Raw genomic sequence first — 25,402 nt, forward strand, 5'->3', positions numbered from 1 at the left:
AACTGCTTGCAACCAAAAAGAAATTTAGAACAATCTTGGATAATTCGCTGTTTGTCATCATTTCTGTTGTTCGGTCAAATTCTATTGCATTTCCTGCGCGGAAAAACCTACTATCGCAAAATATTAGAACATATGGTAACGGCAGGCCCGGCTTCTATTTCTCCAGTCTTGCTAGTTAACGGTTTTGCGGGGATGATTTTCACTATTCAAACCGCTAGGGAATTAGTGAGATTTGGGGCTGTAGATAGTGTTGGAGGTGCATTTGCTTTAGCATTTTGTCGAGAACTAGCGCCGATTCTTACTGCTAGTATTATCGCTGGACAAGTTGGTTCAGCCTTTGCTGCGGAATTAGGGGCAATGCGGGTGACGGAGCAGATTGACGCTTTATATATGCTCAGAACAGATCCGATTGATTATCTAGTTTTACCTAGAGTCATTGCTTGCTGTTTAATGATGCCTGTAATGATGATTTTTGCTGTAGTCACAGGTATAATTGGCGGGGCTTTTGCGGCTGCACAATTTTATCAAGTTGTTCCCGAAACATTTTTAGAATCGGTGAGAGCGTTTTTATTACCATCAGATATTTTTATTATTTTACTTAAAGGGTTAATTTTTGGGGCTATAGTTTCTGTTAATGGCTGTAATTGGGGACTGACAACTCAAGGAGGTGCAAAGGAAGTGGGAGAGTCAGCCACAACAGCAGTTGTTACTACTTGGGTGGCAATTTTTATTATGGATTTTATCTTGGCTGTGCTACTGTTTGAAAAACCTATATTGTAATTTTAGGTTTATTTAGAATAATACTGCTTGACGCATGGTAACATATAAGTTACTATAAGACTGTCTCTGTTATGAAAGTTGAAGAATATCTTAAAGAAGATGGTTCCAGTCCTTATCAAGAATGGTTTGATAAATTGGATGCTCAAGCTGCTGCGAAGGTTACTGTTGCTAAGTTTCGTTTGGAGTTAGGTAATACATCAAATGTTAAATGGTTTGAGGGAATTGGTGAATATAAAATTGATTGGGGTCCAGGATATCGGATTTATCTGGCTCAGGATGGTAAGCAATTTATAGTATTATTTGGTGGAGGGACAAAGAAAAATCAGCAATCTGATATTAGTCGTGCTAAAGAATTGTACCAAGAGTACAAAAAGCGAAAAAAAGAACTTACGATAAATCAAGAGACTGACAACAAGAATAAAGAGAAAAGGTAGTTATTATGGCACTTACTAGAGATTTCAAAGAAACTATTAACGCACGAGTGGAAAAAGATTCTCACTTCACAATAGCTCTACTTGATGAAGCTATTTTTCTCTTCCTGAATGGTGAACCAGAAACAGCAAGATTGATTTTGAGAGATATTGTTAATGCAACGGTAGGTTTTGAACAATTGGCAATTGAAACGTCTAAACCTAGCAAGAGTTTACACCGGATGTTATCGGCAAAAGGTAATCCGACAATGGATAATTTGACTGCTATTTTGAATGTTTTGCGGAAAAAGCTGAATATTGATATCAATGTTCAAACGACAGTTATTTCTTCTTAAAGATTTTATTTATTGTTTTTGTCTAGTAACTTTTGAGAAAATATGAATAAGAAAACACAAAAACAAACAGAACTAGCTCTATCTGTTGTGTTTATTTACCGATGTATCCTTTATTCTCTCAACAATCCCCTGCGGTGATGATCAGCGATTAGTACAACTGACTACTGACAACCAACCACAAATAATGATAAAGAAGGTTAAGGACGATAATTGATGGCTTAACTTGACGATATTAAAAGTTTCCAGAGTTAAAGCGGAAAATTGTCAAAAGTTCGCTATGGTATTGCCAAGAAACAAGCTATGTAATGATAATGCCATGAACAAAACTGTTGAAGTCCACTCCAGTCTATCGGCACTCGTCCAACGAGCGCTAGAATTGATCCTGTCGAAAGTAGAAACTGCTATTAGCGAACGGGGACAATTTACAATTGCTTTATCAGGTGGCAGCACACCAAAACCGTTGTATGAAGCCATCGCTAATCAAAAGTTGCCTTGGGATAAAATTCATGTATTCTGGGGAGATGAGCGTTATGTTCCAGCAGATCACCCTGATAGCAATGAACTGATGGCGCGACGAGCATGGTTAGATCAGGTTGCACTTCCCCAAGCTAATATTCATGCTATCCCCACTTTGTCGGCTAATCCAGAAGTGGATGCAGCTAAGTATAACCAGCATCTCCAAACATTTTTTAATTCTATATCGGGAGAGTTCCCGGCATTAGATGTAGTTTTACTGGGAATGGGTGATGATGCCCATACTGCATCTTTGTTTCCCCACACGAAAGCTCTCAAGGTGTGCGATCGCCTAATCACTGTTGGTAATAAAGATGATAATCTCCGCATCACCTTTACTTACCCATTTATTAACGCGGCTCGCAGTGTGATTTTTTTGGCTGCTGGTGCTAACAAAAGACCGGCTTTAGCCCAAATTTTCGCACCGGTGGCAGATGATTTCGTCTATCCATCTCGGCTAATTAAACCCCAGGGAGAACTTTACTGGTTGCTAGACGCAGCCGCTGGTTTGGAACTTCAACACTAACTATGATTCTTGAGATTTGGATGATTTAGATAATTAAGAATAATCACCAATGATCAACTTGTTCTCACTCTAAGTAATTGTTAGCATTAAACGCTAAAGTTACTTATGTGCTTGTCAGTAATATTTTTACAACGACCTTCACTAAGGCTTAAATCCATGATCGTCTGCCCTAATTGCAATCATCCCAACCCAGACGGCGCTGTTCAATGTGAAGCTTGTTATACGCCGTTACCAGCTACAGCTAGTTGTCCTAATTGTGGAGCAACTGTACAGTCAGATGCCGCTTTCTGTGGTCAGTGCGGTTACAATCTCCATTTTGGTGTTACTCCCGCAGTTACCCCAACTATTGCGATTAACCCTGTACAACCAGCTCCAGTGGTCGCTCCTGACCTGATGATGCAACTGTTACAGCCCGATGCTTTAGAAATTGCGCCCGCCGCCAATCCTCCTGTTAGCGCTATTCCCGCCCCTGCACCGGTGGCTGTAGTTCAGGAACAAGCTGTTTATGTTCCTTCTGTCACACCAGCACCAGAAGTTTATATTCCCCCTGTACTGACACCCGCACCTGTAGTTCAGGAACAAGCTGTTTATATTCCTTCTGTCCCTGCACCGGTAGCACCTGAACCAGAAATTTATATTCCGCCTGTGCTGACAGCCCCACCTGCGCCTGTAGCACCAGAACCGGAAGCTTATATTCCTCCTGCTTATGTACCTCAGATCGATCCCCTCACAGTTCCTGAAGTAGCCCCAGCCGCACCACAAGTAAAGGTGGCAAATACGCAATTGCAAAAGGTAGTAGCACGGTTATTCCATGTTCAAGCTAACCAAGAAATAGAATTACCACAAAATCTCTCGGTTGTGCATATTGGTAAGCCGAATGATCGTATTCCTCCCGATATAGATGTTTCTGGGTTCCCAAATTCGGAAATTGTTTCGCGGATTCACTCAGACATTCGGATTGAGGGAGATGCTTGTTATCTAGAAGATGCAGGTAGTTCCAATGGTACTTATGTCAATAACTTACCTCTGTTACCTGGAAACAGACATCGCCTCCGTCCAGGCGATCGCATCAGCTTGGGTAAAGGAGATTTAGTCACTTTCTTGTTTCAACTCTCTTAGGAATAGGGAATAGGGAATAGGGAATAAATATTTCCCCCTGCTCCTATCACCATAGCTGATTAACTCTTGTTGCTAGTTATCCCATAAACTATATAACTAGCAACTTGGGTAATAACATGATTAATGATATAGAGTATATCAGGCAAGCTGAAGCTAATCGCGTAGAAATTCTCAGCGAAGCACTACCTTACATTCAACAATTCGCTGGTCGTACCGTTGTGGTTAAATACGGTGGCGCAGCCATGAAGGATAGTAACCTCAAAGATAAAGTTATTCGTGATGTGGTCTTTTTATCTTGCGTTGGCTTGCGGCCTATTCTAGTGCATGGTGGTGGTCCAGAAATTAATAGTTGGTTAGGCAAGTTAGGAATTGAAGCGCAATTTAAAAATGGTTTGCGTGTTACTGATGCAGCAACAATGGATGTAGTGGAAATGGTGTTAGTGGGGCGGGTAAATAAAGAAATTGTCGCTTTGATTAACCAAGCTGGAGGAATGGCTGTAGGGCTTTGTGGTAAGGATGGTAACTTAATTACGGCTCGTCCTCAAGGTGATGAAGGGATTGGGTTTGTGGGGGAAGTTAGTAATGTCAATATCAAAATTTTAGAAACACTTGCTAGTAATGGCTATATTCCCGTTGTTTCCAGCGTGGCTGCTGATGAAACTGGACAGGCTTATAATATTAACGCGGATACGGTAGCGGGGGAAATAGCCGCAGCTTTGGGCGCAGAAAAGTTAATTTTGCTGACTGATACCAGAGGAATTTTAAGAGATTATAAAGACCCTTCTACTTTAATTCCGAAAGTGGATATTCGGGAAGCGCGGCAATTAATTACTGATGGTATAGTCAGTGGAGGGATGATTCCTAAAGTGAATTGTTGTGTGCGATCGCTTGCTCAAGGAGTCAAGGCTTCACATATAATTGATGGGCGGATTCCTCATGCTTTACTGTTAGAAGTATTTACAGATGTGGGAATTGGGACAATGATTCTCGGTTCTCATCAGTCGAGACAATAATCGAGATTGGGGACAAATTACAGCAAAATTAATTCGGAAGGGTTTAGCAATGCTAAACCCCTACAGGATTCATTGGTAAAATTTCATTTACCTACAATCTGCGGTAAGTTAAAATTCAAGTTATTGAGTAACAACTGACAACTGACAACTGTACGGGCGAAGCATTTGGAGAACTATTTTTGGCAATGACCGATAATTTATCTTCCAAATGCTTCGCCCCTACTGACAACTGACAACTGTACGGGCGAAGCATTTGGAGAACTATTTTTGGCAATGATCGATAATTTATCTTCCAAATGCTTCGCCCCTACTGACAACTGACAACTGACAACTGACCAATGACCACAGAAAATTTAGAACTTGCTAAATCTCATTATCAAATGGGGACAACTGCTTTTGAAAATGGTCAATATCGGAAATCTGTAGAAAATCTAGAAACAGCCAGCGCCCTATTAGAAAAAAATACCCATTTTGCTGGTGAAATCGAAATTTGGTTGGTGAATGCTTATGAAGCTGCGGGACGTTCGGAAGAAGCGATAAATCTTTGTCAACAACTCATTCGTCATCCCCATTATGAAATTCGTCAACAAGCAAAGCGCCTACTATATATTTTAAAAGCGCCCAAACTTAACAGACCTAAAGAATTGATGACAGAAATTCCCGATTTGGACATAACTTCTGATCACAAATCCAAAATAGTTGTCACTTCTCAATCTAAAAAATCTACATTTAAACAAAAACCTGGAGAACGAGAATATATTGACCTGAATACAGTCAATACTAAAGATAATAATTTTGTTTGGGTAGCTTTAATTGCTATTGGTTTAACAATTTCCTATTTAGTTTGGTTAAGTTTTTAGTAAATAAGGAGAAATTTAGTCATGAATGTATTCACTTTCATTAAGGTGATATTACAGTTAAGCAAATCTGTGTTTTTTTTAATTAGGAAAATTGGAAAATTTACCAAAATTAAACCTATTGTATTTATGGTAATTTTTTCTTCATTACTATTATCTAGTTGTGTAAAGTATGATTTAGGAGTCAACTTTAACAGCACTAATAATGGTGAATTAGTACAACATATTCAATTATCGGAAAAAATCACTATTTTTAGTAGTGATTATCTATCACAATGGTTAAAAACTTTAGAACAACGAGCGCGACAATTAGCAGGTTCAACAGAGAGAATTTCACCATCAGAAATCGTTGTTAAAATTCCCTTTACCAGTGCAAAAGAATTACAAGAAAAATTCACTGGCTTTTTTAATACTCGAACTGATGAAGATGGTAATGGTTCGGAAATATCAAATATTACTTCAACTTTAGTTGCAGAAGATACGAATTTTTTCCTATTTTCTAGAAATCATTTAGTTTATGATTTAGATTTGCGTTCTTTGGCTATGCTGACCACTAAAGGTGATAGTTCTATTGTCAATCTAGACTTTAGCCTACAGACACCTTGGGGAGTCAAGAATATTGAAAATGATGAAAATGCTATCCAACCAGAAAAGCATGGTAATCAACTGCTATGGACAATTAAAGCAGGGGCTATAAATCATGTAGAGGTAGTTTTTTGGTTGCCGAATTTTCTGGGAATTGGGACTTTGTTAATTATCGGATTTGTGTGGTTAGGATTATATCTGAGATATACATTTTTACCAAATCCAAGTATTCAGTTAACTGCCAAAAAAGACTAACTTTAATTATTCTTCTTCATTGTTTGCACCAAGAAAACTAAAATCCCTCCAGACAGCAGCAAAATTCCCAACCAAATCAAAGGTTGTGCTAATCCAATTGTTGTTCCTTGCTGATTCTTATTTACACTTGGCCTAGATTGAAGAGTATCTATATTCTTTCCTGTAGCCACAGTGACAACAAACTTTAACTCAAAAGGTTTAAAACTTCCTTCATTCACAGGTTTACCACTTAATTGCAACTGATAAGCCCCTGGTTTGGGAAAAGTTACTTCTGCCCCTGGAATGCCTTGATAACGTTCAGCTTGAATAGGTTTTAATGGAGGTTCAAGTAATGCTGGTTCTCCCACTGCATGAGGTTCAGCATAAATAGCCAACTGACAATTACAATCTTTTAAAGGAATTACCTTACCACCTTTCCGAGTCAGGGCAAACCAAGCTTGAGTAACTTCTCCAGCGCGAGGATTATCATTAGGTTCTATATGGATAGTAGCACCAACATCTGCCGATATTTTCACCGTATGGGCTAAAACTTGAGTATTTGTAGTAACTATTAAACCAAATAAAACTAATAATAGATACTTGATTTTGTGTGCAGGAGAAATAGTTAATTTACCGCGATTTATTGGGAGGAACATAAAATTTTTCTAGACGTAAATATAACCAAGAATACCGCGAACGGATCAACAATACAGCTAAGGTAATTAGACTCAGTAACACTGCTGCTAATTGGTTTTGCCAACTTAATCTTACAGCCCCCAGATAATGAGAACCAATCATAACCGTATGAATAGCACTCAATAACAAAGCTGGTACACTCAAAAGATGAATATGCCGCCAATGTTTACCTAATGACTTTTGCATAACATCAAAACTTGTACAAGCCGCAGGGAGCATTAATACCAAAGCCACAGCCCCTGCACTCATTCCCCACTGAAATTCTAACGGTAAAAACCAAAAAGCGGTAAGATTCCAGTCTAGTGAGTGTTCAAGATTATGGATAGTATGTACTACCGAAAGCACAAAAGCCCCAACGCCCAACGCCCGACGGTAACGCAGAGGTGCAGACCAAAAACTATTCACAGGCCGGGCAATCAATGAGAGATTTAAACAAATTAAGGCAGCGTGTCCGCTATAGTCCGTCATCGTATCCCCCGTCCGCAATAGGGTAATAGCACCAATAACGAGAGTTACCCACCCACCCAAGCGAAATAATTGACTCCGCTGATCTTGACTAATTAACGCCGTGGAAACACCTAGTCCCAACATGATGGGTAGTGTGCCAATTCCAAAAGCTAACATTGTTGCTGTAGCTTGCCACAAATTCCCTGTAGCCGCAGCTTTAATTTGAGCCGCATATAAAAAACCACAGGGCATTAATCCCCAAGTCATGCCTAAAAGTGCCGGTGTCCACCATTGAGTTTGTGCAGATAATTTCAGCATGGCCGCACTCAGACGGTTGTGTAAATTCCCTTTTAATATGGGGTGTAATAGGGGTATATGCGGTAAAAAATCGGGTTTAACTTGCCATAAACCAAACCAAATCAGCATTATACCTGTAATAATAGCTATCCACCGCCGCAAATCACTACCAACTCCCGCCAGTTGTCCACCTTCTACTAATACTGAGCCTAGTGCGCCAATACCAGCACCGACGAAGGCATAACTTAACATTCGCCCCAAATTTAGTAATGTATGAAATTTTAATTGCTGTTGCCAACTTGGATTTTCCTGCTGCTTGGACAGAGAAAAAGCTACAGTCAGGGGTCCACACATCCCAAAGCAATGTCCAAAACTGCCTAGAAACCCCAGAAGCGTTATGAGTAATAAATCTAGCATATTTTTGATGGGAACTGGGAATTGGCAATTGGGACAGTATACCTTTTACATCTCTTATCATCATGTTGATGTCAAAAGACAAGCTGTCAAACTTGGTGTAGTTAGGATATTTTATTTCCTCTAGGTGGGTTTAAATCATGATCAAAAAATGGCCATGGGTGCTGGTAGGGATAATAGTGTTTATAGGTATGGGAAGTTTTTTTGAGCAATCTGAAATGATTCCGATAGTTAAAAATGCTCCTGTACCACAGTCTCAACCCCAGTTAAAACCCCTGAAGGTAAATAATACTCTATTGGTTGATGGTGATCAACTTTTTGCTCATGTTCAAAAGTTGAATTTTCGGCGGTATTCAAAAATGGAGCGATTGCGTACCCGTACATATATCACAAATCAATTGAGCAAATTTGGCTGGAAACCTAAGTTAGAAAAGTTTACTGCCGGTATGAATATTTTTACCCAAAAACTGGGAACAAATAAAACCACTGGGACAATTTTGGTGGCTGCCCATTATGATACAGTTGAGTCCTCTCCTGGTGCAGATGATAACGCCACTGGTATAGCTGTAGTATTAGAAATCGCCAGACTTTTTACTGCTATTTCCACACCAAAAACATTACAATTAGCATTTTTTGATCAAGAAGAAACAGGACTTTTAGGAAGTAAAGCTTTTGTCAACCAACCAGCCCATTTACAAAATCTTCAAGGCGTAATTATTATGGATATGGTGGGTTATGCTTGTTACACTTCTGGCTGTCAAAAATATCCCGCTGGTTTGCCTGTAACACCACTTAGCGACAAGGGAGATTTTTTAGCAGTAGTTGGTGATGTAGAACACTTAAATTTATTAAATACTTTTGCCAACTCTAGTGAGAATTTACCAAAAATCCTCAAAGTACCGATTCCCTTCAAAGGTTTATTAACACCAGATACCCTCCGCAGTGATCATGCTCCGTTTTGGTATCAAGGAATAGGGGCTTTGCTGGTAACAGATACCGCTAATTTACGTAGTCCTCATTACCATCAACCTAGTGATATTCCCAAAAATATCCAAAGAGAATTTTTCACGGGTTCGGCACAAATTATTATTAATGCTACTTCTACTTTGTTAAAATAAATTCTTTTAGAGCTAATCTGGCGATTAACATGAAAATATTACTTGTAGAAGATGATCAACGGATTGCTAAACCCTTAGCCGAAGATTTAAAACATCAACGTTATGTTGTAGATATTGCTAAAGATGGAATTGAAGGTTGGGAATATAGTCAATCAACACAATATGACATAATTTTATTAGATTTGATGTTGCCAAAGTTAGATGGAATTAGTTTATGTAAACGCTTACGATCAATAAAATATAATGCCTTGATTTTAATGCTTACAGCCAGAGATACTACAGCAGATAAAGTAATTGGATTAGATGCAGGGGCTGATGATTATTTAATTAAACCATTTGATTTAGAAGAATTAACAGCCCGTGTTCGAGCTTTATCTCGCAGAAATGCAGAAGTTCGTCCATCCATATTAGTTTATGGTAAATTACAACTAGATCCTGTTAGTTACCATATTAGTTATCAAGGTCAAACTCTCTTATTAACACCTAAAGAATATATGATTTTAGAGTGTTTTATTAAAAATCCCCAGCAGGTCTTAACTCGTACATCTCTTTTAGATAAATTATGGGAATTTGATAAAATTTCTGGGGAAGATACTGTTAAAACTCACATCAATAATTTACGCAAAAAATTAAAAGTGGTGGGTGCATCTGAAAAAATTATCGACACTGTTTATGGGATAGGATATCGTTTAGGAAATAACTAATGTTGTGGATAATTAAATATCGCTTTTTGTTCTCATATTTGTTAGTAGTTGGTTCAGTATTAGGAGTATTTACATTAGCAGTCAGAATTACTTAATGAGTATACACAAATTACCACTTTATTACAAAAAGAACAGGATAATCTAGAAAAAGTATTTCAATGATCAAATAGAGATGCAGCAAAGATTTATAAAGAATCACCTCCAGCCTAAAAAATAACTGGAGGCTATGATTAAAGACATTGGAATGTGGACTAGTTCAACTGTAAATCTAACTTGATCTTTAGAAGATTGTCTCTGTCTATAGGAAAGTTTAAATTTAATTTATTTCCGTCTAATTGAATAGATAAAAAAATACCCCCAGTTGTGAACCGAGGGATTCTGCAAGTCGGAATTATCGCACAAAGACATTCGCGTACCCAGAATAGCAATGCAACAACGTAAAATAACCATGGGGGGAATTGGTAAAATTATCTTCTATTCCCCATTTCTCAGCTTAATTACGAATATTTACTTCCTGTAAATAATCTTCTGGTTGAAGAGATACTCTCCGCTGAATAGGAGTGTTTTGTCTTTCAGCAAGGGGAACTGTTTTTAGGATAGCTAATTCTTGTTGATGATTACGTAGACGTAACTTGTGGGAATATTCTTCTAGTTTGACTCTTGCTTGTGCATAGACTTCAGCATCTTTAGGAACTCTTTCCAGTAGTTTAATTGCTGCGAAAAAGTTACCTATAGAGGCTTGATTGTGAGCTTGATATAAATAGTATCCTGATCTAACTTGACGTTTTTGATTGTACTCAGCTAATTTCTGTTTAACCATAGCACCAGCAGAACTTTCTTCAGGTATTTGCTGTAGATAATATAAAGCCGTTGAGAAATCTCTCTCCTCGGCTTTTGCATAAGCTTTGGCTAATAAGGATTGTGTTTGGGCTTCAATATTTAATTTTGCTTGTGCAACTAGGGGCTGAATTTTCGATTGCCAATATGAATTAATTGGAACTTTAGGTGCATGATATAATACGTCTCTCCATCGTCGTTCTTTTAAAGCTTTTTCAGTGAGAACATAATGTTTTGCATCTTTTTGCCATTGGTTTTGCCATTCTTCAATTGAAGCTTGAGCTTCTGGATAAACATTACTATTAAGGGGGATTGACCGAGCTAAATTAATGGCTTTTTGTAAATCTCCAGATTGATATCTGGCTATGGCTTTATATAAAATTTCTGTAGCTGAGTAAGCTTGAGAATTGTTAAATAAAGAATATACTCCCAATCCTAGTAGAACCGAATTAATTAATAAACCTAATCGCAGTCCGGCTAGTAATGGTTGGGATTTTTGATCTGTCGTTTCAATAGTTTTATCAGATAATTGAGACTCTGCTATTTGTATTTCTGCTGGGTTATTGTCCCATTCTATATGCTTGAGTAACCATAGTGCTTCATTGGCAGATTGAAATCGTTCTTGGTGTTGATAGCGGATCATCTGATTGAGGAACGCAACTAAATAATCATTGATAGAGGTGTCATGATCACACCAAATAATTTCATTAGTTTCAGCATCAATTTCTAATTCTAAGGGAGATAGTCCTGTAATAGCTTGAATAGCAATTATTCCCAAGGAATAAAGGTCACTATTGGGTTGGGTTTGACCAATAAATTGTTCTGGGGGAATGTAACCCAATGATGTGACAGGAATTTGATCTATGGAAAATTCTGTGTCAATACTAAAGTCTACTGGTCGAATTGAGCCAAAATCAATTAATACTAATCTGGCATCTATAGCTCGTCTAATTAAGTTTTCTGGTTTAATATCACAATGAATAAAGCCTTGAGAGTGAATAAATTCAAGAATAGATAAAGCATCTTCTAGAAACTTAATAATATCAACTTGACTCCATTTACCATGACTTTCAGGATCATGAGGTAATTCTGCTGCTAAAGACTCTCCAGGAATAAATTGTTGGACTAAATAAAACCGCTCATTTTCTTCAAAACAGGTAATAAGTTCCGGAATTTGGGGATGACGACCTAAATGTTTGAGGGTTTCAGTTTCTTTTAAAAACCGCAATCTCCGGTGGTCAAAATAGGAAGTAGATTGATAGTGATTCACCTTCAATTGTTTGACAACATATCTGGGTTTTTCTGGGTGGTACATATCCACAGCAATAAATGTTTGTGCAAACACTCCTGCACTAAGTGGTTGCACAATTTGGTAACGATCTTGTAATACTTGGCCGATCATCTGGTTGGTCATGATCTAGTTAGTCAGAAATCCTTATATATCTTTTCTGACATCGGCTGCTATTTTCCGGAATTATAGGCAATAATTCAGTATGTGAAATATTCAATAATTATTTCAGTATTTTTACTTATGATCTTCTTTTTCTGCAAAGGTATCAGTTAAAGGTTTGACGACCTTAGCGATCGCTTCTTGGACAAAAACTTTGATAAACTCATCACGGCGATTAATCTGAAACTGTTGTTGCACAACTTCTGTCATTCCCCCATCACCCCAATCTTGATCATGACGAAAATACTCGATAAAGCTTTTCCCAGCAATGCGGGTTAAATATGCGGCTGTCACTCCTTGAATTGCCCTCCCTACAATAAAAGTAGCCACATTAAGTTGCAAAGCCGTTGATAATAATTCAATTGCCCCTTTAACGATACCTAAACCAGCAATAGTTTTTCCTAAAGATAGGGCTAATTCTTTACCTCGTTCCATGTTTAAATCACAACCATAAAGCCTGCCAATTTCTACTACCATTTGGGCATTAACAGCAGCGGTTGCGAGTAAATCTACCATCGGTAATGGTGTGACAGAAACTACACCCGCACCAATCCATTGATAACGATCTACAATCTTATCAGCTTGGCGACGACGTTGAGAGTCTATAAGTTTGCGAGCTTCTTCTCCTAAGCGCAGAGATTGTAAGAGAATATTATCTGCTACTAAATCTTCACCTTCAGCGCGTAAAATAGAGGCCATGCGCCGTAACAAGGGGATAATATCTGCTTCTGGTTGGAAGGTTTCGCCGGTTTCTAATGCGGCTATTTGGGGATTAGCAGCGATCGCTACCACATCATTAGTAGCAATAAAGCTGCGTACCCGTTCCCGCAATCTGGCTAAGATCACTTCTATATCAGTCTCCGTGTATAAATCTGTTTTATTCAGCACTAAAAGCGATCGCTTACCAATTTCCGCTAAACCCCGCAGTGGTTCATATTCAGAACGCCGTAAATCATTATCTACCACAAATAACAATAAATCCGCTTCCGTCGCTAAAGCCCTAGCCAGTTGTTCCCGTTCCGTACCCGCTACTCCCGGTTCTAAAATCCCTGGAGTATCAGTAATTAAAATCTTCCGTTCCAAACCCTTCAAGCGCAAACAATAGGTTTCTCCCACCTGAGTTGTTCCCATTGGGGCATTCACCTCACCAACTATCCGCCCCATAATCGCATTTACCAGAGAAGTTTTACCGGCACTACCCGTACCAAAAACCACAACTTGAATTTCCCCTCTCGCTAAATTCGTTTCAATTTCCTTGGTGCGACTTAGCAAAGCTTGACGTGTCACCTCATCTTGAATTTGGGCTACCTGTTGTCGTACCGCTTGCAGAGTCGAAGAAGCCGCATCAGATTTAGCCGCAGGAATTTGGGCAGAAGTCACTCTTGGGCGTTGACGACGGGATTTTGCTTCTCCCTTCCGCAGCACCAATACATAATAAACAAAGGCAGCAATTAAACCACCAATCAGTAAAACTAGCAGTAATAATAGTAAATTACCCAACAGCGGAGAATAGGACAACTGCCAGTACAACCGGGAAAGAGAATCAATTAGCCATAGGGTTAACGCCAAAATGACGATCAGGCCAACAATTAGTGTAACAATACGAGACAAGGGCATGAATGATAAAATTTAGGATCTATACAGTGTTTTTCTCAGCGAGAAAGTAAAAAGCCACAATTTTTGCTAAACTAACATTCAGTTTGTGTGCAGTGTTCCCTTAGAGGATGTTTTAAAAGTTTTTCATGTGTAAACAGACCCCTCTCCAAACCTCTCCCCTACCAGGGGAGAGGCTTTAAAACCCCCATTCCCTTGCAGGGAAGGGGGGTAGGGGGGTTAGGTTTTTGGAGATTACGGGTTTGATATAATACTTTTCAAACAACCTCTTAATGACCGGCTATTAAATTCCGCATTTTTTGTCTCACCCCAATTCATGGGAAAGTTAAAGGCCGAGTCACAATATGAACTTTATCTCTGAATTTAAACATTTTAGCTCTTTAAAAAAATTATTCCCTCCCTTGAGGATCAGACAAAAAATTGTCTTGAGGTATACTCTTTCCCTGGGAATAGCAGTTTTAGGTACATCTGGAGGGTTATTAGTAGGTAATAGCTATTTTCAAAGAGCTAGAAATAAGACAATCTTAATCAATCAAGAAGATATTTTACTCAATAATTTACAAAGAGGAATTTTAGGATCTTTCATCCATCAACAAAAGATTATAGCAACATTAGATCAACCAGACAAGTTACCCAAAGAAATCGCTGAATTAAACACAGAAATAGATAAATTAGAAATTCAATTTACTAAATTTCAAAACTTTACTCAAATCCAGAAAAATGGTAATTTATCCGATTGGAGTCAAAAATATCAACGAAATATCAACAGCTACATCCAATTACTCAAAGAATTAGTCGAAGAAGTTTCTCAACTGGATGCACAATCAAATAAAAATCCAGAAATAAAGCAGTTAATTTTAAAAAAATATCAAATTAAAAATGTAGAGAAATTTTCTGACTTTGCTTACAGTTTAGAAACCCTAAGAGAACCCATTAAACAAACTAAAGAACAAGCAAATTTAGCTTACAATCACGCATTAAAAGTACAAGATGTGATTATTATTGTGAGTATGGCAACTTCCATATTAATAGCTAATATTCTCGCTTTATCCACCAGTAAAATTATTACTCAACCGATTTTAGAAGTTACTAATATTGCTCGAAAAGTTACCAATGAAGAAAATTTTGATTTACAAATATCTATAAATATTCAAGATGAAATAGGTGATTTAGCCAACTCTTTAAATCTCCTAATTCAACAAGTAAAACATCTTTTAGAAATACAACAAGCTGAATCCCAATCTAAACTAATTCAAAGTGAAAAAATGTCCAGCTTAGGGCAAATGTTAGCTGGTATTGCCCATGAAATTAATAATCCTGTAAACTTGATCTCTGGCAATTTAATTCACGCACACAAATATGTTGATGATTTATTCAGACTTCTGAAAACATATCAATCGGAAATTCCCCAAACACCACCACAAGTGCAAGCTGTAGCGGAAGAAATTGATTTAGAATTTTTAGCAGAAGACATACCTAAACTTTTTCAGTCTATGACAATTGGCGCAGAACGAACTAAAGAAATTGTTCGGAGTTTAAAAGATTTTGTGCGTGTAGATGAAAATAAATCACAATTATTAGATATTCCTTTTTGTCTAGATAGTACATTATTAATTTTGAATAATCGCCTTAAAAATAAAATTAGCGTTATCAAAAACTATGGAGAAATTCCCCAAATAACCGGTTATACAGGATTATTGTATCAAGTTTTCATGAATCTTTTAAGTAATGCTATTGATGCTATAGAAGAAAAATCTGCTCAGAATTCAGAATTTTCACCAGCAATAAACATAACTACTGAACGGCAAGAAAATGACTGGGTATTAATTAAAATTATAGATAATGGTTCAGGTATTCCTCCAGAAAATCAGCAGAAAATATTTGAAAACTTTTTCACCACTAAACCCAGAGGTGTTGGGACTGGTTTAGGTTTAGCAATTACCCATGAAATTGTCGTTAAAAAACATCAGGGGAAAATTACTTTTCATTCTGACTCGAATCAAGGTACAGAATTTACCATATTTCTCCCAATTTCTCATTCATCAAGATCATGATCTTGATTTTATTCGGTGACTCCTGATTGCTCAATTCTGCTGTATTATTAATAATTAGGAGATATTAAAAACAACAGGAAAAAATTAATGGGACTGTTTGATCAAATTCTGGGTGCGGTTAGCAATTCCAATCAACCAGGTGGTTTGGATAACTTGATAAATATTGCTACCACAGTGAAACAATTAGGTAATGGCATTGGTGCAGACTCTTCCACCATGCAATCAGTTTTATCAGTAGTTGGTAAACAAGTACAATCATCTTTACAGGCAAAACAAACCAGCGACGGAAGTGAATCTGTACAAGATTTAGTTAATCAATTTGCCGGCACTTCCGCCGATTCCCAAGCTGTAGATACCTTATTTTCTCCAGATATTCAAGCAGAAGTAGCGAAAAATGCTGCCCAGGGTACTAGCTTAGATGTGAGTACAATTCAACAATTATTACCAAGTTTAGTGCCTTTAGTCTTGAGTTTCTTACAATCTGGTGGTAATCCATTACTAAATCAATTTCTAGATGCTGACGGTGATGGTGATGTGGATATTGCTGACGCGATTAAATTAGCTAGTCGGTTTTTAAGAATTTAACACTGGCTGGAATTTTTGTCGCTGAGAATCCACTGATACCAAATTAAGATCAAGCTGCATAGAATCAGATTTCAAGAATAATTGACCGCAGATAAACGCAGATAAACGCAGATAAGGACGGATGAATTCATGGATTTCATGATTCTGTGCAGCCCTACATATAATTGGGATGACAAATGATAGTTTTAGTAATTGTGAATAACTAACAATTGAGTTTATGACCGCAGCCGACGATAAAACAATAGTCCGCGAATACTTCAACTCCACAGGTTTTGATCGGTGGCAACGCATCTATGGTGATGGTGAAGTCAACAAAGTCCAGCTAGATATTCGCACTGGACATCAGCAAACTGTGGATAATGTCATTGGCTGGTTAAAAGCTGACAACAATTTACCATCATTATCAATTTGTGATGCTGGTTGTGGTGTGGGTAGTCTGAGTATTCCTCTGGCTATAGATGGCGCTAAGGTCTATGCCAGCGACATTTCCGCTAAAATGGTATCAGAAGCCCAGGATAGGGCTGTCATGGCTTTGTTCAATACCGTAAATCCCTCTTTTGCGGTACAGGATTTGGAATCTTTGAGTGGCAATTATCATACCGTCATTTGTCTAGATGTTCTGATTCATTATCCTCAAGACAAAGCTGATGAAATGATTTCTCATCTATGTTCTTTAGCTTCAGACCGAATCATTCTCAGTTTTGCCCCGAAAACCTTCTTCCTAACAATCCTCAAAAAAATCGGTACTTTCTTTCCTGGTCCGAGTAAAACCACTCGCGCTTATTTACATCGTGAAGCTGATGTAGTCAAAATTCTGCGAAAAAATGGCTTTTCAGTCCAAAGACAAGCTATGACGCGGACAAGCTTCTACTTTTCCAGTTTATTAGAAGCAACTCGTCCATCTGCTTAGGTGGCAAATTACAATTGATACTTCATATTCCCGATTTCTTAGAGAAGTCGGGAATTTTGTTATATTTCAATTTAAATGTATTATAATTAGAGCTTGCAAGGAAAAAATTTTTCCAAGTCTTGAAAAAAGGAATATATTAATCTATCTTAAGGAATATATTAATGACTTATTGAACTTAATACAATATGTTTTTAATAAATTAGAGAATAACTAAACGTGAATAACTGCCTTCAATCTCTACTTATGGGATCAAGCCACGCTAAACTATCAGCAGGATGTAGTAATTTTATCCATACCATTCTGAAAAAATAGAGGAGCCGTGGGGATTTTCCTCAAGGCAATGTGGGATACCACCTTTATCAACTCAGTTAGTAATGTTCTACTGGACATTCACAATATCTCAGATGTCAGGGAATGTCTCGGTTAAAAGTATCAGTAGTTGAGTAAATGGAGAAAAAAGAATGATGAGTAAAGAAGATTTTCTCTATCCCCGTGGTCGCTATTATGGTCATGTAAAACCAGAAAACTTGGTATTCAATGCGAACTTACAGGAATTTGCCCAGAAAGTCAGTTATATCTGCAATTTAGAAACAGGTGGCAAGATCTCACCAGATGAGGCTTATTATCAAATTAAGTTACTTTGGAAGCAATTAAAGCACTCAAAGAAAGAACTGAAAATCGGTGAACAACCTTTTCAAAGTAACGGTTCTGAAGAAGGAACTGACTACTGACAACTGTACGGGCGAAGCATTTGGAGAACTATTTTTGACAATGACCGATAATTTATCTTCCAAATGCTTCGCCCCTACTGACAACGAACAACTGACTACTTCGTGATGATTGTCCAAATACCATCCCAGGACTTTGGTGGTGGTATTTGCTGGTACTTATAGGCGCGTTCTAAATGGATATGAACAGCCTGATTTGTCGGTTCGATGACTTGAGCTAATTTGAAGCAGGCGATCGCTTGGGTAAAATCCCTTAATATATAAGCATTGCGGCCAGCCTGGTAATGGTGCAAAAATTCCTGGCTGTATGCAATTGAATGAGGTGGAAAATTTAGAGAAAAAGCCAGCCCTCTTATTCTCGCTTCTGACTCCTGACTCCTGACTCCTGACTCCTGTGACTATTTAAGATTATTTTTTGATAATAATCTTCAAGTTGTTGTGTAGCCGATGTCCATCCCCATTTTTCTGCTTCTGCACGGGCATTTGTGCGGATAATAGTGATTTCCTCCCGTTGTTTCAACAGACGGATTGTAGCATTAATCGCTTCTTGAATATCGGCTTGCGGATCAAAAAGATATCCATTAACTCCATCTGTAACAATATCAGGGATGCCTCCAGAACGGGCTGCTACCACAGGACACCCTGCGGCCATAGCTTCTAGCAGAACTAATCCCAGTGTTTCTGTGCGGGAAGGAAAAATAAAGGCATCAGCACTGGCAAAAGCCGAACCTAATTCTTTACCCATCAGATAACCGACAAAATAAGTATTTGTCCCCGCAAAGTGTTTTTCCAAAGTTTGTCGGTGGGGTCCATCGCCGACTAATGCTAATCTGGCATCAGGAATGGCTTCTAGAATGGGTTTAATACGTTCGATTTCCTTTTCAGCAGAAAGACGACCAACGTACAGTAACAAGGGGCTATCTGGATGATTTTGGGATAAGCGCGATCGCATTTCCGCACTGACTAAATCAGGATGAAATAATTCTGTATCTACTCCCCGTTGCCATAAATCACATCTTTCAATTCCATGGGCTGAAAGTTCCTTTACCATTGCCGTAGAGGTACACAAATTTAACTCAGCCTGATTATGACCAGCTTTAAGCAACTCCCAAAGTAACCCTTCTAACATTCCTAGCCCGTAATGTTGTAGATATTGGGGCAAATGGGTATGATAAGAAGCCACTAAAGGAATTTTCAGAACTTTACTATAGAAGATCCCTGATAATCCCAGAACTGCGGGATTAACAACATGAATAATATCTGGTTTAAACTCTTCCAAAGCATGACCAATTGCCGGGCGAGGCAGTGCCATTTTTAACTCAGGATAGAGAGGCAAAGGAAAGCCACTAACTCCGTAAACTTTCGCGCCTTTATGTTCAGTGATGCCACCTTCAGGGGCAAATACCAGAACTTGATTGCCATGACGTTGTAAATGGTCAACAGTATGGCGCAAGCGGGTCACGATGCCATCAACTTTAGGTAAGAAGGTTTCTGTAAATAGAGCAATTCTCATAAAAAGAAGGAGGTAGGAGTCAGGAGTCAGGAGTCAGGAGTCAGGAGTCAGAAGTCAGGAGGTAGGGGCGCAGTTAGGAGTCAGGAGTGGAAAATTAATCTACTGTTGCCTCTTACGCTCTTTCTATCACCTGTCACCTGTCACCTGTCACCTGTCACCTGTCACCTATTTTCTATGCCAAGAGACTTTGGGAAGAATTTGTTTGTGATCAACTCGGTGCTGATACTTGACGGAAAAGTTTAATAGTGAATCAAGTAGAGAATCCGAGAGTAAATGCGGTTGTAAACCCAAATCCAAGAGTTTGGTGTTTTTGGCGTTGAAATAGTGTTCTTCCTTCTCCACTCTGGGGTTGTCTATGTGGTTAATATCCACATTCAGTCCCATAGCGTTACCGGCTTTTTTCACCATCATTGCCAAGTCACCGACGCTAAATAGTTCGGTAAATTGGTTAAACACACGGAATTCTCCTGGTTCGGCAGGATTAGCGATCGCTAATTCAATACATCGCACCGTATCCCGAATATCCAAGAAGCCACGAGTTTGTCCACCTTTACCGTAGACGGTGAGGGGATGTCCTACAGTTGCTTGAATACAGAAGCGATTCAGTGCTGTACCAAATACGCCATCATAATCCAGGCGGTTAATTAACAGTTCGTCCATCCCCGTTTCATCGGTTAAGACACCGTAAACTATCCCTTGATTTAAGTCTGTAGCCCTTAAACCCCAGATCCGGCAAGCAAAGTGGATATTATGGCTATCATGGACTTTGCTCAAGTGATACATAGAACCAGGCTGCTTAGGATAGGGCAAAGTATCCTTGCGGCCGTTGTGTTCAATCGTGATGTATCCTTCTTCAATGTCAATGTTGGGAGTTCCATACTCACCCATTGTTCCCAATTTCACCAAATGGCAATCTGGGAAATCCTCCCGCATAATGTACAGCAAGTTCAACGTGCCAACCACATTATTGACTTGGGTAAGAACAGCGTGTTCACGGTCAATCATGGAAAATGGCGCTGAACGCTGTTCACCAAAATGCACGATTGCAGTTGGTTGAAATTCGTGTAAGGCTTTGTGCAGAAACTCGTAATTAGTAATATCGCCGATAAACAGATCAATAGACTTGCTAGTCAAATCCTGCCACCGCTGGAGACGTTGCTGAATTGGTGCGATTGGGGTAAGAGTTTCTACACCCAATTCATTATCCCAATGTCGCCGCACCAAACTATCTAAAATTCCAACTTCATAACCTCGATTAGAAAGGTAAAGCGCGGTTGCCCAACCGCAATACCCATCACCACCAATTACCAGGACTTTCATCTTTACCAGTTTTTACTCGCTGATAGCTAAATCTACCAGGTTTTGTGTCCCTTCTTCATCATTAAATTCTGATCAAGACAGGAATCAATTACAGCAGGAGTCACCGAGTCAGGCTTAACAAACCTGCCCGGAACTTAAGTTCCGGTCTAAAAGCTAAAGTGCGTTAAAACGCACTCTGGTTAACTCAAAATCAAAAATTATCCTATTTATAAGAGCATCCGGTAAGCGTAAAACGAGCGCGGCTTGGCTCCCTGAGAGTGTCAATATGCTCCAACAGTCGGTTTTAACCGACTTTAGCTTTTAGACAGGGAATTTATTCCCTGGCTGGAAGGGACATCAATTTACGTTAAGTTGACTATTGACTAATTTTATACTCCTGGGCAATGTAGTAAAACAGCCGATAATAATTTTGAAAGTCTTTGCTGCCGCTTTGTCCTTGCCAGTGATACTCCAAGTTCTCTTGGCTAATAGTCAATTTAATCACAGTCACCTTTTCCCCCGCTTCTACAGCTAATACCCCAGAAAACCCCTGATGAGTCCGAAAATTAGGGACTGGCTGGGGATTTTCAGTTGCGAATTTCAATAAAGGCTTACTTGCATAGGCGCGAATTTCTACGTTTTTTTTGTTTGGTGAAACTAAAGCAATACCATCACTGTTGTCTGGGTTTCCTAATTGCTGCCAAGTATTCGGATAAGGAAACTCAAAACCATAACGATTATTTCTATATATATTCCATCTTGTCTCTTGAAGCTGGGAGTTATTAGCATTACACCCCCAGGAGATCATCCCTATCCCCACACCCGAAATAATAGCGCACAGCGCCTTGTTTATTTGTACCGCACCCCAAGGCTGTTTTATCATTCAGTTTTCATTAATATATTGGTGGATCGTCTCTTAATCGCTTTGATGTTTCCTGAAGCCGCGCAAAACTTTCTTGGCGCGATCGCTCGATTATCAGTGTTTGTAAAATTGGTTTAAGACAGCGTTTTGCATCTTGATAACCCCGGTTTTGCAAAAGTTGAATCCGTTCGGGACTGAAATCTAATAATGTGTTAAGACCACCCATATCTTCCGTTGGACGAATTTCAATTATTGTTTGATTAGGGAAATCATGACGATTCCAAAGTTCCCCATTCCCTAAATGAATGACGATCGCATGAGTACAACCGCGATTTGCTAAGGCTTTGAGAGGGACATTATCACCTAGCCAACCATCAACATAATGCTTGTCATCAACCTGGCGTGACTTAAAGGCTAAAGGAATAGCAGCACTAGCGAGTAATGTTTGATAAATTTCTTCATCGGTTTTGGCTGATTGAACGTGAATATATTCGGCGGATTGTCCAAGATTGGAAGCGATCGCATTACCTATAGTGGGGACAATCTGACCTGCTTTTTGTGAAGATGGTAGGAAATTTTGTACTGAGGGAAACGCGGCTACCCATAGTTCAATTCCTGCTCGCAATTGTTGAGGATTGATGGCGTAGCGTAAAAATTTATCCAGTGGGTTAGGATCACACAGAGATGCGTCTTCCTGTGAGAAATGTAAATATTGTGCTAAGGAATGCAGTGGATATTTAACTAACTGCCAGTTGATAATGTTGGCTTCACCTAGTTCTTTCCATAGTTGCCATAGGCGATCAGCAGCTTGTTTAAATGATGTGTGAGAGGCGAGGATCGCACCATTGAGCGCACCAATGCTCGTACCTGCAATCATCAGAGGGGCAAAGTCAATTTCTGCTAGATATTTGACCACACCTGATTGGTACGCGCCTTTAGCACCGCCACCTGCTAATACTAATCCGAGTTTGATTTTGGCTTCTTTCATGTAATAATTAAAATTATTAGTATTATGTTGTCTGCATCTAATTTACCAGTGATTGATGCAGATGCGATAGCGAAGCGCGACCTAGGAATCGCTCATTGGTTGAACAAACCCGCCCGGAACTTAAGTTCCGGTCTAAAAGCTAAAGTGCGTTAAAACGCACTCTGATTAACTCCAAATCAAAATTTATCCTATTTATGCCAAAGTAGTCGGTTTTAACCGACTTTAGCTTTTAGACAGGGAATTTATTCCCTGGCTGGCTACTATCTTAATCTCATGCCTAATTCAGACAAAACACATTAGGTAATAATCATGAATAGAGAATATTTAATCAACTTCCTGAAAAAAAACTTAACCACGATTAAAAGTTATGGTGTGATATCCTTAGCTTTATTTGGTTCTTATGCAAGAGATGAAGCAAAAAATACTAGCGATCTTGATTTATTGGTAGAATTTCAAGGAAAAGTTACCTTTGATCAATATATGGACTTAAAATTCTTCTTAGAAGATAATTTATCTTTATCTGTTGATTTAGTAACTAAAAAAATGTTGAAACCTCAAATTATTAGTTCTGTAGAAAAAGACGCTATTTATGTCGCGTAGTTTAAAACTTTATTGTGATGATATTTTAATTAGTTGTGATAAAATTCTCCGTTATACTCAAGGATTAGATGATAATAGGTTTTTTGCTGATGAATTAAGATTTGATGCGGTAATTAGAAATTTATCAGTGATTGGGGAAGCAGTTAAACAAATTCCTCCAGAAATAAGAAATAAATATCCGCATATTGAATGGCGCAAAATTGTTGGATTGAGAGATATTTTAGTTCATGCTTATTTTTCTTTGGAGGACGAGATTATTTGGGACATTATTCAAACTAAAATTAGTCCTTTAAAATCAGCAATTTTAATTATTATTTCTCAAGAATTTTAAGTTAATGGAAAATGGCGATCGCACTGCTTTTATATTAAGCATTTGTGTCTGGGAAATAATCGGAGTCTATGATTTGCTCTGGGGTGAAGGGACATTCTAGGGGAAAGGTGGTTAAGGGTAGTTTTGTTTCCCTGGCGGCGTTTTTTCGTGCTTTCTGATAGCACTCGGATATATTCTCTTTGAGGAATGGGGTTAAGCTAGGACTGTTTTCTAAGACTAATTCGAGTTCATTTCTTTGGGTTATTATAGTTGAAGTCCAACTTTTTGTTTTCTTCTTTGGTTGATATTTATACTTTAATAGGTGCATGATTAAAACAATTAATCGGCTTTTAATTTCCCGTTTGTCATTGCTCCCCATTGATTGAACCTCCTCGATTAAGTTTTCTATATCTAGGTCTTGAATTTGTCCATTTTTGAGTTGGTTAACAGTTTGTTCTATCCAAAGATTAAAGTCGGTTTCATACAGAGTGGTGGTCATGGGTTATTCTCCTAATAATTTTAGAGGGGATATTGTTTGTCTAGAAATGTTGGGTTTCCTTTTGTCAACCCAACCTACGAAGGGCGATTAGACTAATGTTATCAAATTTAATCTATCGTTTGCCGTTTCATTCACAATGCGCTCAACAAATTCTCTTTTGCTGGTAGTCGGATAAATCATCACATTGGGGTAGTTACGGCATAATTCAAAGGCGGTTTGGGCTAGATTTTGGGGCTGTTGTTGTTTGGGTAGTTGGGCTAATTCTAGGGTTTTACCAAGGGTAAATAAATAGAGAGTTTTCCCTAATCTTTGTTCGGAAATAGATTCTACTTCCAACAAATAACCTGCAAGTTCTTGATTTTCTTGGGATGTTTCGCTATATGACAGGTTGAGGAGGTTGGTTAATGGAAAATGATGATCGGGAATTGTGTTGTCCGTTGCAAGTATTCTATCGCTTATACTCTGACGCAGTTGGCTGTCTTTACCTTTGGTGATTAATCGTTCGTAATCACCCAGAGCATAATCTACTATTTCACGGGTGACAAAAGCAACTTGAATCGCCCAATGAAAGCCTTGATATGTCCGTTTTGACTGCCATGCTGCGATCGCATCTTCAATTCTATGCTGAACTTCTGTTCTATAAACTCGTTGTTCTAATTTCAGAATCCGATGTTCGTGATCTTCAACTTTGTATTGCAATTGATTGACAATATCTGTAAGTAAATTAATTTCCTGTCGGTGGTTGCGGATTGCTTGACGAGTTTCTATTAATTTTTCTTCAATGGTGATAATTGCGTTATTACTAACATTCAAATTATTAGAAATATCTAACACCAAATCATGGAAAGATTGCATTGCTATATTGACATTTTTATCTGTAGCAAGTTGACGTTTTCGATCTGGTCCTGTAAGGCTATCAAAAAACTGTCCAAATAATCCTCGCTTTTGGCGAAAACTAATTAGATCGTCATTGACTTGGATTGAATTTACCAAATCTACAAGTATTTTATCAGTAATAATAGGAATTTTAGATTCCTTTTCTTGAATGTCGTTAAAGTAAATAAGTGACATTTTTTAGTTTTTT

The 25,402-nt window shown here is 38.4% G+C and carries 30 protein-coding genes; 17 read left to right on the forward strand and 13 right to left on the reverse strand.

Going from position 1 to position 25,402, the window contains the following annotated elements:
* The first annotated feature begins 6 nt into the window (after positions 1-6).
* The 6 genes from BMF77_RS09425 (at position 7) to argB (ending at position 4,717) form a co-directional block, all read left to right on the forward strand.
* Positions 7-780: an MlaE family lipid ABC transporter permease subunit gene (locus BMF77_RS09425; protein ID WP_148762378.1), complete on the forward strand. Its 774-nt coding sequence runs from the start codon at positions 7-9 to the stop codon at positions 778-780.
* Between the two features lie 71 nt (positions 781-851).
* Positions 852-1,214: a type II toxin-antitoxin system RelE/ParE family toxin gene (locus BMF77_RS09430; protein WP_148762380.1), complete on the forward strand. Its 363-nt coding sequence runs from the start codon at positions 852-854 to the stop codon at positions 1,212-1,214.
* Between the two features lie 5 nt (positions 1,215-1,219).
* Entirely contained in the window at positions 1,220-1,546 is a 327-nt protein-coding gene (locus tag BMF77_RS09435) for a DNA-binding protein (protein ID WP_148762382.1), read from the forward strand.
* Positions 1,547-1,862: 316 nt separating this feature from the next.
* Complete coding sequence (gene pgl, locus BMF77_RS09440; protein ID WP_148762384.1) at positions 1,863-2,585, forward strand: 6-phosphogluconolactonase; 723 nt, start codon at positions 1,863-1,865, stop codon at positions 2,583-2,585.
* 156 nt (positions 2,586-2,741) lie between these two features.
* Positions 2,742-3,704, forward strand: coding sequence for an FHA domain-containing protein (locus BMF77_RS09445; RefSeq protein ID WP_015083596.1), 963 nt, complete (start codon positions 2,742-2,744; stop codon positions 3,702-3,704).
* 116 nt (positions 3,705-3,820) lie between these two features.
* Positions 3,821-4,717 carry an acetylglutamate kinase gene (gene argB, locus BMF77_RS09450; protein WP_148762387.1) on the forward strand — a complete coding sequence of 299 codons (897 nt, stop codon included), beginning with the start codon at positions 3,821-3,823 and terminating at the stop codon, positions 4,715-4,717.
* A gap of 115 nt (positions 4,718-4,832) precedes the next feature.
* Here the strand turns inward: argB and BMF77_RS09455 are convergent, their stop codons facing one another.
* Positions 4,833-4,970, reverse strand: coding sequence for a hypothetical protein (locus tag BMF77_RS09455; protein ID WP_246863103.1), 138 nt, complete (start codon positions 4,968-4,970; stop codon positions 4,833-4,835).
* Positions 4,971-5,055: 85 nt separating this feature from the next.
* Between BMF77_RS09455 and BMF77_RS09460 the strand changes: the two genes are divergently transcribed.
* On the forward strand, positions 5,056-5,577 hold the full coding sequence (locus BMF77_RS09460) for a tetratricopeptide repeat protein (RefSeq protein WP_148762389.1): 522 nt from the start codon (positions 5,056-5,058) through the stop codon (positions 5,575-5,577).
* 21 nt (positions 5,578-5,598) lie between these two features.
* Positions 5,599-6,414 (forward strand): DUF3153 domain-containing protein, encoded by an 816-nt coding sequence (locus tag BMF77_RS09465; protein ID WP_015083599.1) that lies wholly within the window; start codon positions 5,599-5,601, stop codon positions 6,412-6,414.
* Between the two features lie 2 nt (positions 6,415-6,416).
* Here the strand turns inward: BMF77_RS09465 and BMF77_RS09470 are convergent, their stop codons facing one another.
* Together BMF77_RS09470 and BMF77_RS09475 are read right to left on the reverse strand one after the other, a co-directional pair.
* Positions 6,417-7,049: a hypothetical protein gene (locus BMF77_RS09470; protein WP_148762391.1), complete on the reverse strand. Its 633-nt coding sequence runs from the start codon at positions 7,047-7,049 to the stop codon at positions 6,417-6,419.
* Positions 7,024-8,250 (reverse strand): sulfite exporter TauE/SafE family protein, encoded by a 1,227-nt coding sequence (locus BMF77_RS09475; RefSeq protein WP_148762393.1) that lies wholly within the window; start codon positions 8,248-8,250, stop codon positions 7,024-7,026. The genes BMF77_RS09470 and BMF77_RS09475 overlap by 26 nt, the downstream gene beginning before the upstream one ends.
* Before the next feature lie 140 nt (positions 8,251-8,390).
* Between BMF77_RS09475 and BMF77_RS09480 the strand changes: the two genes are divergently transcribed.
* Together BMF77_RS09480 and BMF77_RS09485 are read left to right on the forward strand one after the other, a co-directional pair.
* Complete coding sequence (locus BMF77_RS09480) at positions 8,391-9,365, forward strand: M28 family peptidase (RefSeq protein WP_371735615.1); 975 nt, start codon at positions 8,391-8,393, stop codon at positions 9,363-9,365.
* Between the two features lie 29 nt (positions 9,366-9,394).
* On the forward strand, positions 9,395-10,069 hold the full coding sequence (locus BMF77_RS09485) for a response regulator transcription factor (RefSeq protein WP_148762399.1): 675 nt from the start codon (positions 9,395-9,397) through the stop codon (positions 10,067-10,069).
* Positions 10,070-10,562: 493 nt separating this feature from the next.
* On the opposite strand, the gene BMF77_RS09490 is transcribed toward BMF77_RS09485, so the two are convergent.
* Both BMF77_RS09490 and BMF77_RS09495 read right to left on the reverse strand, forming a co-directional pair.
* On the reverse strand, positions 10,563-12,320 hold the full coding sequence (locus BMF77_RS09490) for a serine/threonine-protein kinase (RefSeq protein WP_148762401.1): 1,758 nt from the start codon (positions 12,318-12,320) through the stop codon (positions 10,563-10,565).
* A 111-nt stretch (positions 12,321-12,431) separates the two neighbouring features.
* Complete coding sequence (locus BMF77_RS09495) at positions 12,432-13,973, reverse strand: YcjF family protein (protein WP_148762403.1); 1,542 nt, start codon at positions 13,971-13,973, stop codon at positions 12,432-12,434.
* Positions 13,974-14,314: 341 nt separating this feature from the next.
* Here BMF77_RS09495 and BMF77_RS09500 point away from each other — a divergent pair, with 341 nt between their 5' ends.
* The 4 genes from BMF77_RS09500 to BMF77_RS27840 all read left to right on the forward strand — a co-directional run bounded on the left by BMF77_RS09500 (position 14,315) and on the right by BMF77_RS27840 (position 18,250).
* Positions 14,315-16,024, forward strand: a complete 1,710-nt coding sequence (locus tag BMF77_RS09500) for an ATP-binding protein (protein WP_148762405.1) — start codon at positions 14,315-14,317, stop codon at positions 16,022-16,024.
* Between the two features lie 87 nt (positions 16,025-16,111).
* Positions 16,112-16,609 carry a DUF937 domain-containing protein gene (locus tag BMF77_RS09505; protein ID WP_148762407.1) on the forward strand — a complete coding sequence of 166 codons (498 nt, stop codon included), beginning with the start codon at positions 16,112-16,114 and terminating at the stop codon, positions 16,607-16,609.
* 217 nt (positions 16,610-16,826) lie between these two features.
* Positions 16,827-17,519 (forward strand): magnesium protoporphyrin IX methyltransferase, encoded by a 693-nt coding sequence (gene bchM, locus BMF77_RS09510; protein ID WP_148762409.1) that lies wholly within the window; start codon positions 16,827-16,829, stop codon positions 17,517-17,519.
* Between the two features lie 464 nt (positions 17,520-17,983).
* Positions 17,984-18,250 (forward strand): hypothetical protein, encoded by a 267-nt coding sequence (locus BMF77_RS27840; protein ID WP_041458604.1) that lies wholly within the window; start codon positions 17,984-17,986, stop codon positions 18,248-18,250.
* Here the strand turns inward: BMF77_RS27840 and BMF77_RS09520 are convergent.
* From BMF77_RS09520 to BMF77_RS09545, 6 genes are all read right to left on the reverse strand, one after another.
* Positions 18,179-18,334: a hypothetical protein gene (locus tag BMF77_RS09520; protein WP_246863104.1), complete on the reverse strand. Its 156-nt coding sequence runs from the start codon at positions 18,332-18,334 to the stop codon at positions 18,179-18,181. The genes BMF77_RS27840 and BMF77_RS09520 overlap by 72 nt on opposite strands.
* 11 nt (positions 18,335-18,345) lie before the next feature.
* Positions 18,346-18,540, reverse strand: a complete 195-nt coding sequence (locus tag BMF77_RS09525) for a hypothetical protein (RefSeq protein ID WP_371735483.1) — start codon at positions 18,538-18,540, stop codon at positions 18,346-18,348.
* A 59-nt stretch (positions 18,541-18,599) separates the two neighbouring features.
* Positions 18,600-19,760, reverse strand: coding sequence for a glycosyltransferase family 1 protein (locus BMF77_RS09530; RefSeq protein WP_148762413.1), 1,161 nt, complete (start codon positions 19,758-19,760; stop codon positions 18,600-18,602).
* A 165-nt stretch (positions 19,761-19,925) separates the two neighbouring features.
* Positions 19,926-21,080 carry an NAD-dependent epimerase/dehydratase family protein gene (locus BMF77_RS09535; RefSeq protein WP_148762415.1) on the reverse strand — a complete coding sequence of 385 codons (1,155 nt, stop codon included), beginning with the start codon at positions 21,078-21,080 and terminating at the stop codon, positions 19,926-19,928.
* 355 nt (positions 21,081-21,435) lie between these two features.
* Positions 21,436-21,942 carry a hypothetical protein gene (locus tag BMF77_RS09540; RefSeq protein ID WP_148762417.1) on the reverse strand — a complete coding sequence of 169 codons (507 nt, stop codon included), beginning with the start codon at positions 21,940-21,942 and terminating at the stop codon, positions 21,436-21,438.
* Positions 21,943-21,952: 10 nt separating this feature from the next.
* Entirely contained in the window at positions 21,953-22,909 is a 957-nt protein-coding gene (locus BMF77_RS09545) for a patatin-like phospholipase family protein (protein ID WP_148762419.1), read from the reverse strand.
* Between the two features lie 24 nt (positions 22,910-22,933).
* Between BMF77_RS09545 and BMF77_RS28615 the strand changes: the two genes are divergently transcribed.
* From BMF77_RS28615 to BMF77_RS09555, 3 genes are all read left to right on the forward strand, one after another.
* Positions 22,934-23,062 (forward strand): hypothetical protein, encoded by a 129-nt coding sequence (locus BMF77_RS28615; RefSeq protein WP_256370344.1) that lies wholly within the window; start codon positions 22,934-22,936, stop codon positions 23,060-23,062.
* A gap of 156 nt (positions 23,063-23,218) precedes the next feature.
* Positions 23,219-23,509, forward strand: a complete 291-nt coding sequence (locus BMF77_RS09550; RefSeq protein WP_148762421.1) for a nucleotidyltransferase family protein — start codon at positions 23,219-23,221, stop codon at positions 23,507-23,509.
* On the forward strand, positions 23,499-23,840 hold the full coding sequence (locus BMF77_RS09555) for a DUF86 domain-containing protein (protein WP_148762423.1): 342 nt from the start codon (positions 23,499-23,501) through the stop codon (positions 23,838-23,840). Before BMF77_RS09550 ends, BMF77_RS09555 begins: the two co-directional genes overlap by 11 nt.
* Positions 23,841-23,874: 34 nt before the next feature.
* On the opposite strand, the gene BMF77_RS09560 is transcribed toward BMF77_RS09555, so the two are convergent.
* Both BMF77_RS09560 and BMF77_RS09565 read right to left on the reverse strand, forming a co-directional pair.
* Positions 23,875-24,318: a DUF29 domain-containing protein gene (locus BMF77_RS09560; protein WP_148762425.1), complete on the reverse strand. Its 444-nt coding sequence runs from the start codon at positions 24,316-24,318 to the stop codon at positions 23,875-23,877.
* 87 nt (positions 24,319-24,405) lie between these two features.
* On the reverse strand, positions 24,406-25,389 hold the full coding sequence (locus tag BMF77_RS09565) for a diguanylate cyclase regulator RdcB family protein (RefSeq protein ID WP_148762427.1): 984 nt from the start codon (positions 25,387-25,389) through the stop codon (positions 24,406-24,408).
* Positions 25,390-25,402 lie beyond the last annotated feature (13 nt).

The organism is Dolichospermum sp. UHCC 0315A, from assembly GCF_008121535.1.
GTDB classification, from domain to species: Bacteria; Cyanobacteriota; Cyanobacteriia; order Cyanobacteriales; family Nostocaceae; genus Dolichospermum; species Dolichospermum lemmermannii.

What these genes read in the sequence shown, in the direction of transcription:
- BMF77_RS09430 (WP_148762380.1), top strand. Translation starts at nt 852, where the DNA reads ATGAAAGTTGAAGAATATCTTAAAGAAGATGGTTCCAGTCCTTATCAA.
- BMF77_RS09435 (WP_148762382.1), top strand. Translation starts at nt 1,220, where the DNA reads ATGGCACTTACTAGAGATTTCAAAGAAACTATTAACGCACGAGTGGAA.
- pgl (WP_148762384.1), top strand. Translation starts at nt 1,863, where the DNA reads ATGAACAAAACTGTTGAAGTCCACTCCAGTCTATCGGCACTCGTCCAA.
- BMF77_RS09445 (WP_015083596.1), top strand. Translation starts at nt 2,742, where the DNA reads ATGATCGTCTGCCCTAATTGCAATCATCCCAACCCAGACGGCGCTGTT.
- argB (WP_148762387.1), top strand. Translation starts at nt 3,821, where the DNA reads ATGATTAATGATATAGAGTATATCAGGCAAGCTGAAGCTAATCGCGTA.
- BMF77_RS09455 (WP_246863103.1), bottom strand. Translation starts at nt 4,970, where the DNA reads ATGCTTCGCCCGTACAGTTGTCAGTTGTCAGTAGGGGCGAAGCATTTG.
- BMF77_RS09460 (WP_148762389.1), top strand. Translation starts at nt 5,056, where the DNA reads ATGACCACAGAAAATTTAGAACTTGCTAAATCTCATTATCAAATGGGG.
- BMF77_RS09465 (WP_015083599.1), top strand. Translation starts at nt 5,599, where the DNA reads ATGAATGTATTCACTTTCATTAAGGTGATATTACAGTTAAGCAAATCT.
- BMF77_RS09470 (WP_148762391.1), bottom strand. Translation starts at nt 7,049, where the DNA reads ATGTTCCTCCCAATAAATCGCGGTAAATTAACTATTTCTCCTGCACAC.
- BMF77_RS09475 (WP_148762393.1), bottom strand. Translation starts at nt 8,250, where the DNA reads ATGCTAGATTTATTACTCATAACGCTTCTGGGGTTTCTAGGCAGTTTT.
- BMF77_RS09485 (WP_148762399.1), top strand. Translation starts at nt 9,395, where the DNA reads ATGAAAATATTACTTGTAGAAGATGATCAACGGATTGCTAAACCCTTA.
- BMF77_RS09490 (WP_148762401.1), bottom strand. Translation starts at nt 12,320, where the DNA reads ATGACCAACCAGATGATCGGCCAAGTATTACAAGATCGTTACCAAATT.
- BMF77_RS09495 (WP_148762403.1), bottom strand. Translation starts at nt 13,973, where the DNA reads ATGCCCTTGTCTCGTATTGTTACACTAATTGTTGGCCTGATCGTCATT.
- BMF77_RS09500 (WP_148762405.1), top strand. Translation starts at nt 14,315, where the DNA reads ATGAACTTTATCTCTGAATTTAAACATTTTAGCTCTTTAAAAAAATTA.
- BMF77_RS09505 (WP_148762407.1), top strand. Translation starts at nt 16,112, where the DNA reads ATGGGACTGTTTGATCAAATTCTGGGTGCGGTTAGCAATTCCAATCAA.
- bchM (WP_148762409.1), top strand. Translation starts at nt 16,827, where the DNA reads ATGACCGCAGCCGACGATAAAACAATAGTCCGCGAATACTTCAACTCC.
- BMF77_RS27840 (WP_041458604.1), top strand. Translation starts at nt 17,984, where the DNA reads ATGAGTAAAGAAGATTTTCTCTATCCCCGTGGTCGCTATTATGGTCAT.
- BMF77_RS09530 (WP_148762413.1), bottom strand. Translation starts at nt 19,760, where the DNA reads ATGAGAATTGCTCTATTTACAGAAACCTTCTTACCTAAAGTTGATGGC.
- BMF77_RS09535 (WP_148762415.1), bottom strand. Translation starts at nt 21,080, where the DNA reads ATGAAAGTCCTGGTAATTGGTGGTGATGGGTATTGCGGTTGGGCAACC.
- BMF77_RS09540 (WP_148762417.1), bottom strand. Translation starts at nt 21,942, where the DNA reads ATGATAAAACAGCCTTGGGGTGCGGTACAAATAAACAAGGCGCTGTGC.
- BMF77_RS09545 (WP_148762419.1), bottom strand. Translation starts at nt 22,909, where the DNA reads ATGAAAGAAGCCAAAATCAAACTCGGATTAGTATTAGCAGGTGGCGGT.
- BMF77_RS28615 (WP_256370344.1), top strand. Translation starts at nt 22,934, where the DNA reads ATGTTGTCTGCATCTAATTTACCAGTGATTGATGCAGATGCGATAGCG.
- BMF77_RS09550 (WP_148762421.1), top strand. Translation starts at nt 23,219, where the DNA reads ATGAATAGAGAATATTTAATCAACTTCCTGAAAAAAAACTTAACCACG.
- BMF77_RS09555 (WP_148762423.1), top strand. Translation starts at nt 23,499, where the DNA reads ATGTCGCGTAGTTTAAAACTTTATTGTGATGATATTTTAATTAGTTGT.
- BMF77_RS09560 (WP_148762425.1), bottom strand. Translation starts at nt 24,318, where the DNA reads ATGACCACCACTCTGTATGAAACCGACTTTAATCTTTGGATAGAACAA.
- BMF77_RS09565 (WP_148762427.1), bottom strand. Translation starts at nt 25,389, where the DNA reads ATGTCACTTATTTACTTTAACGACATTCAAGAAAAGGAATCTAAAATT.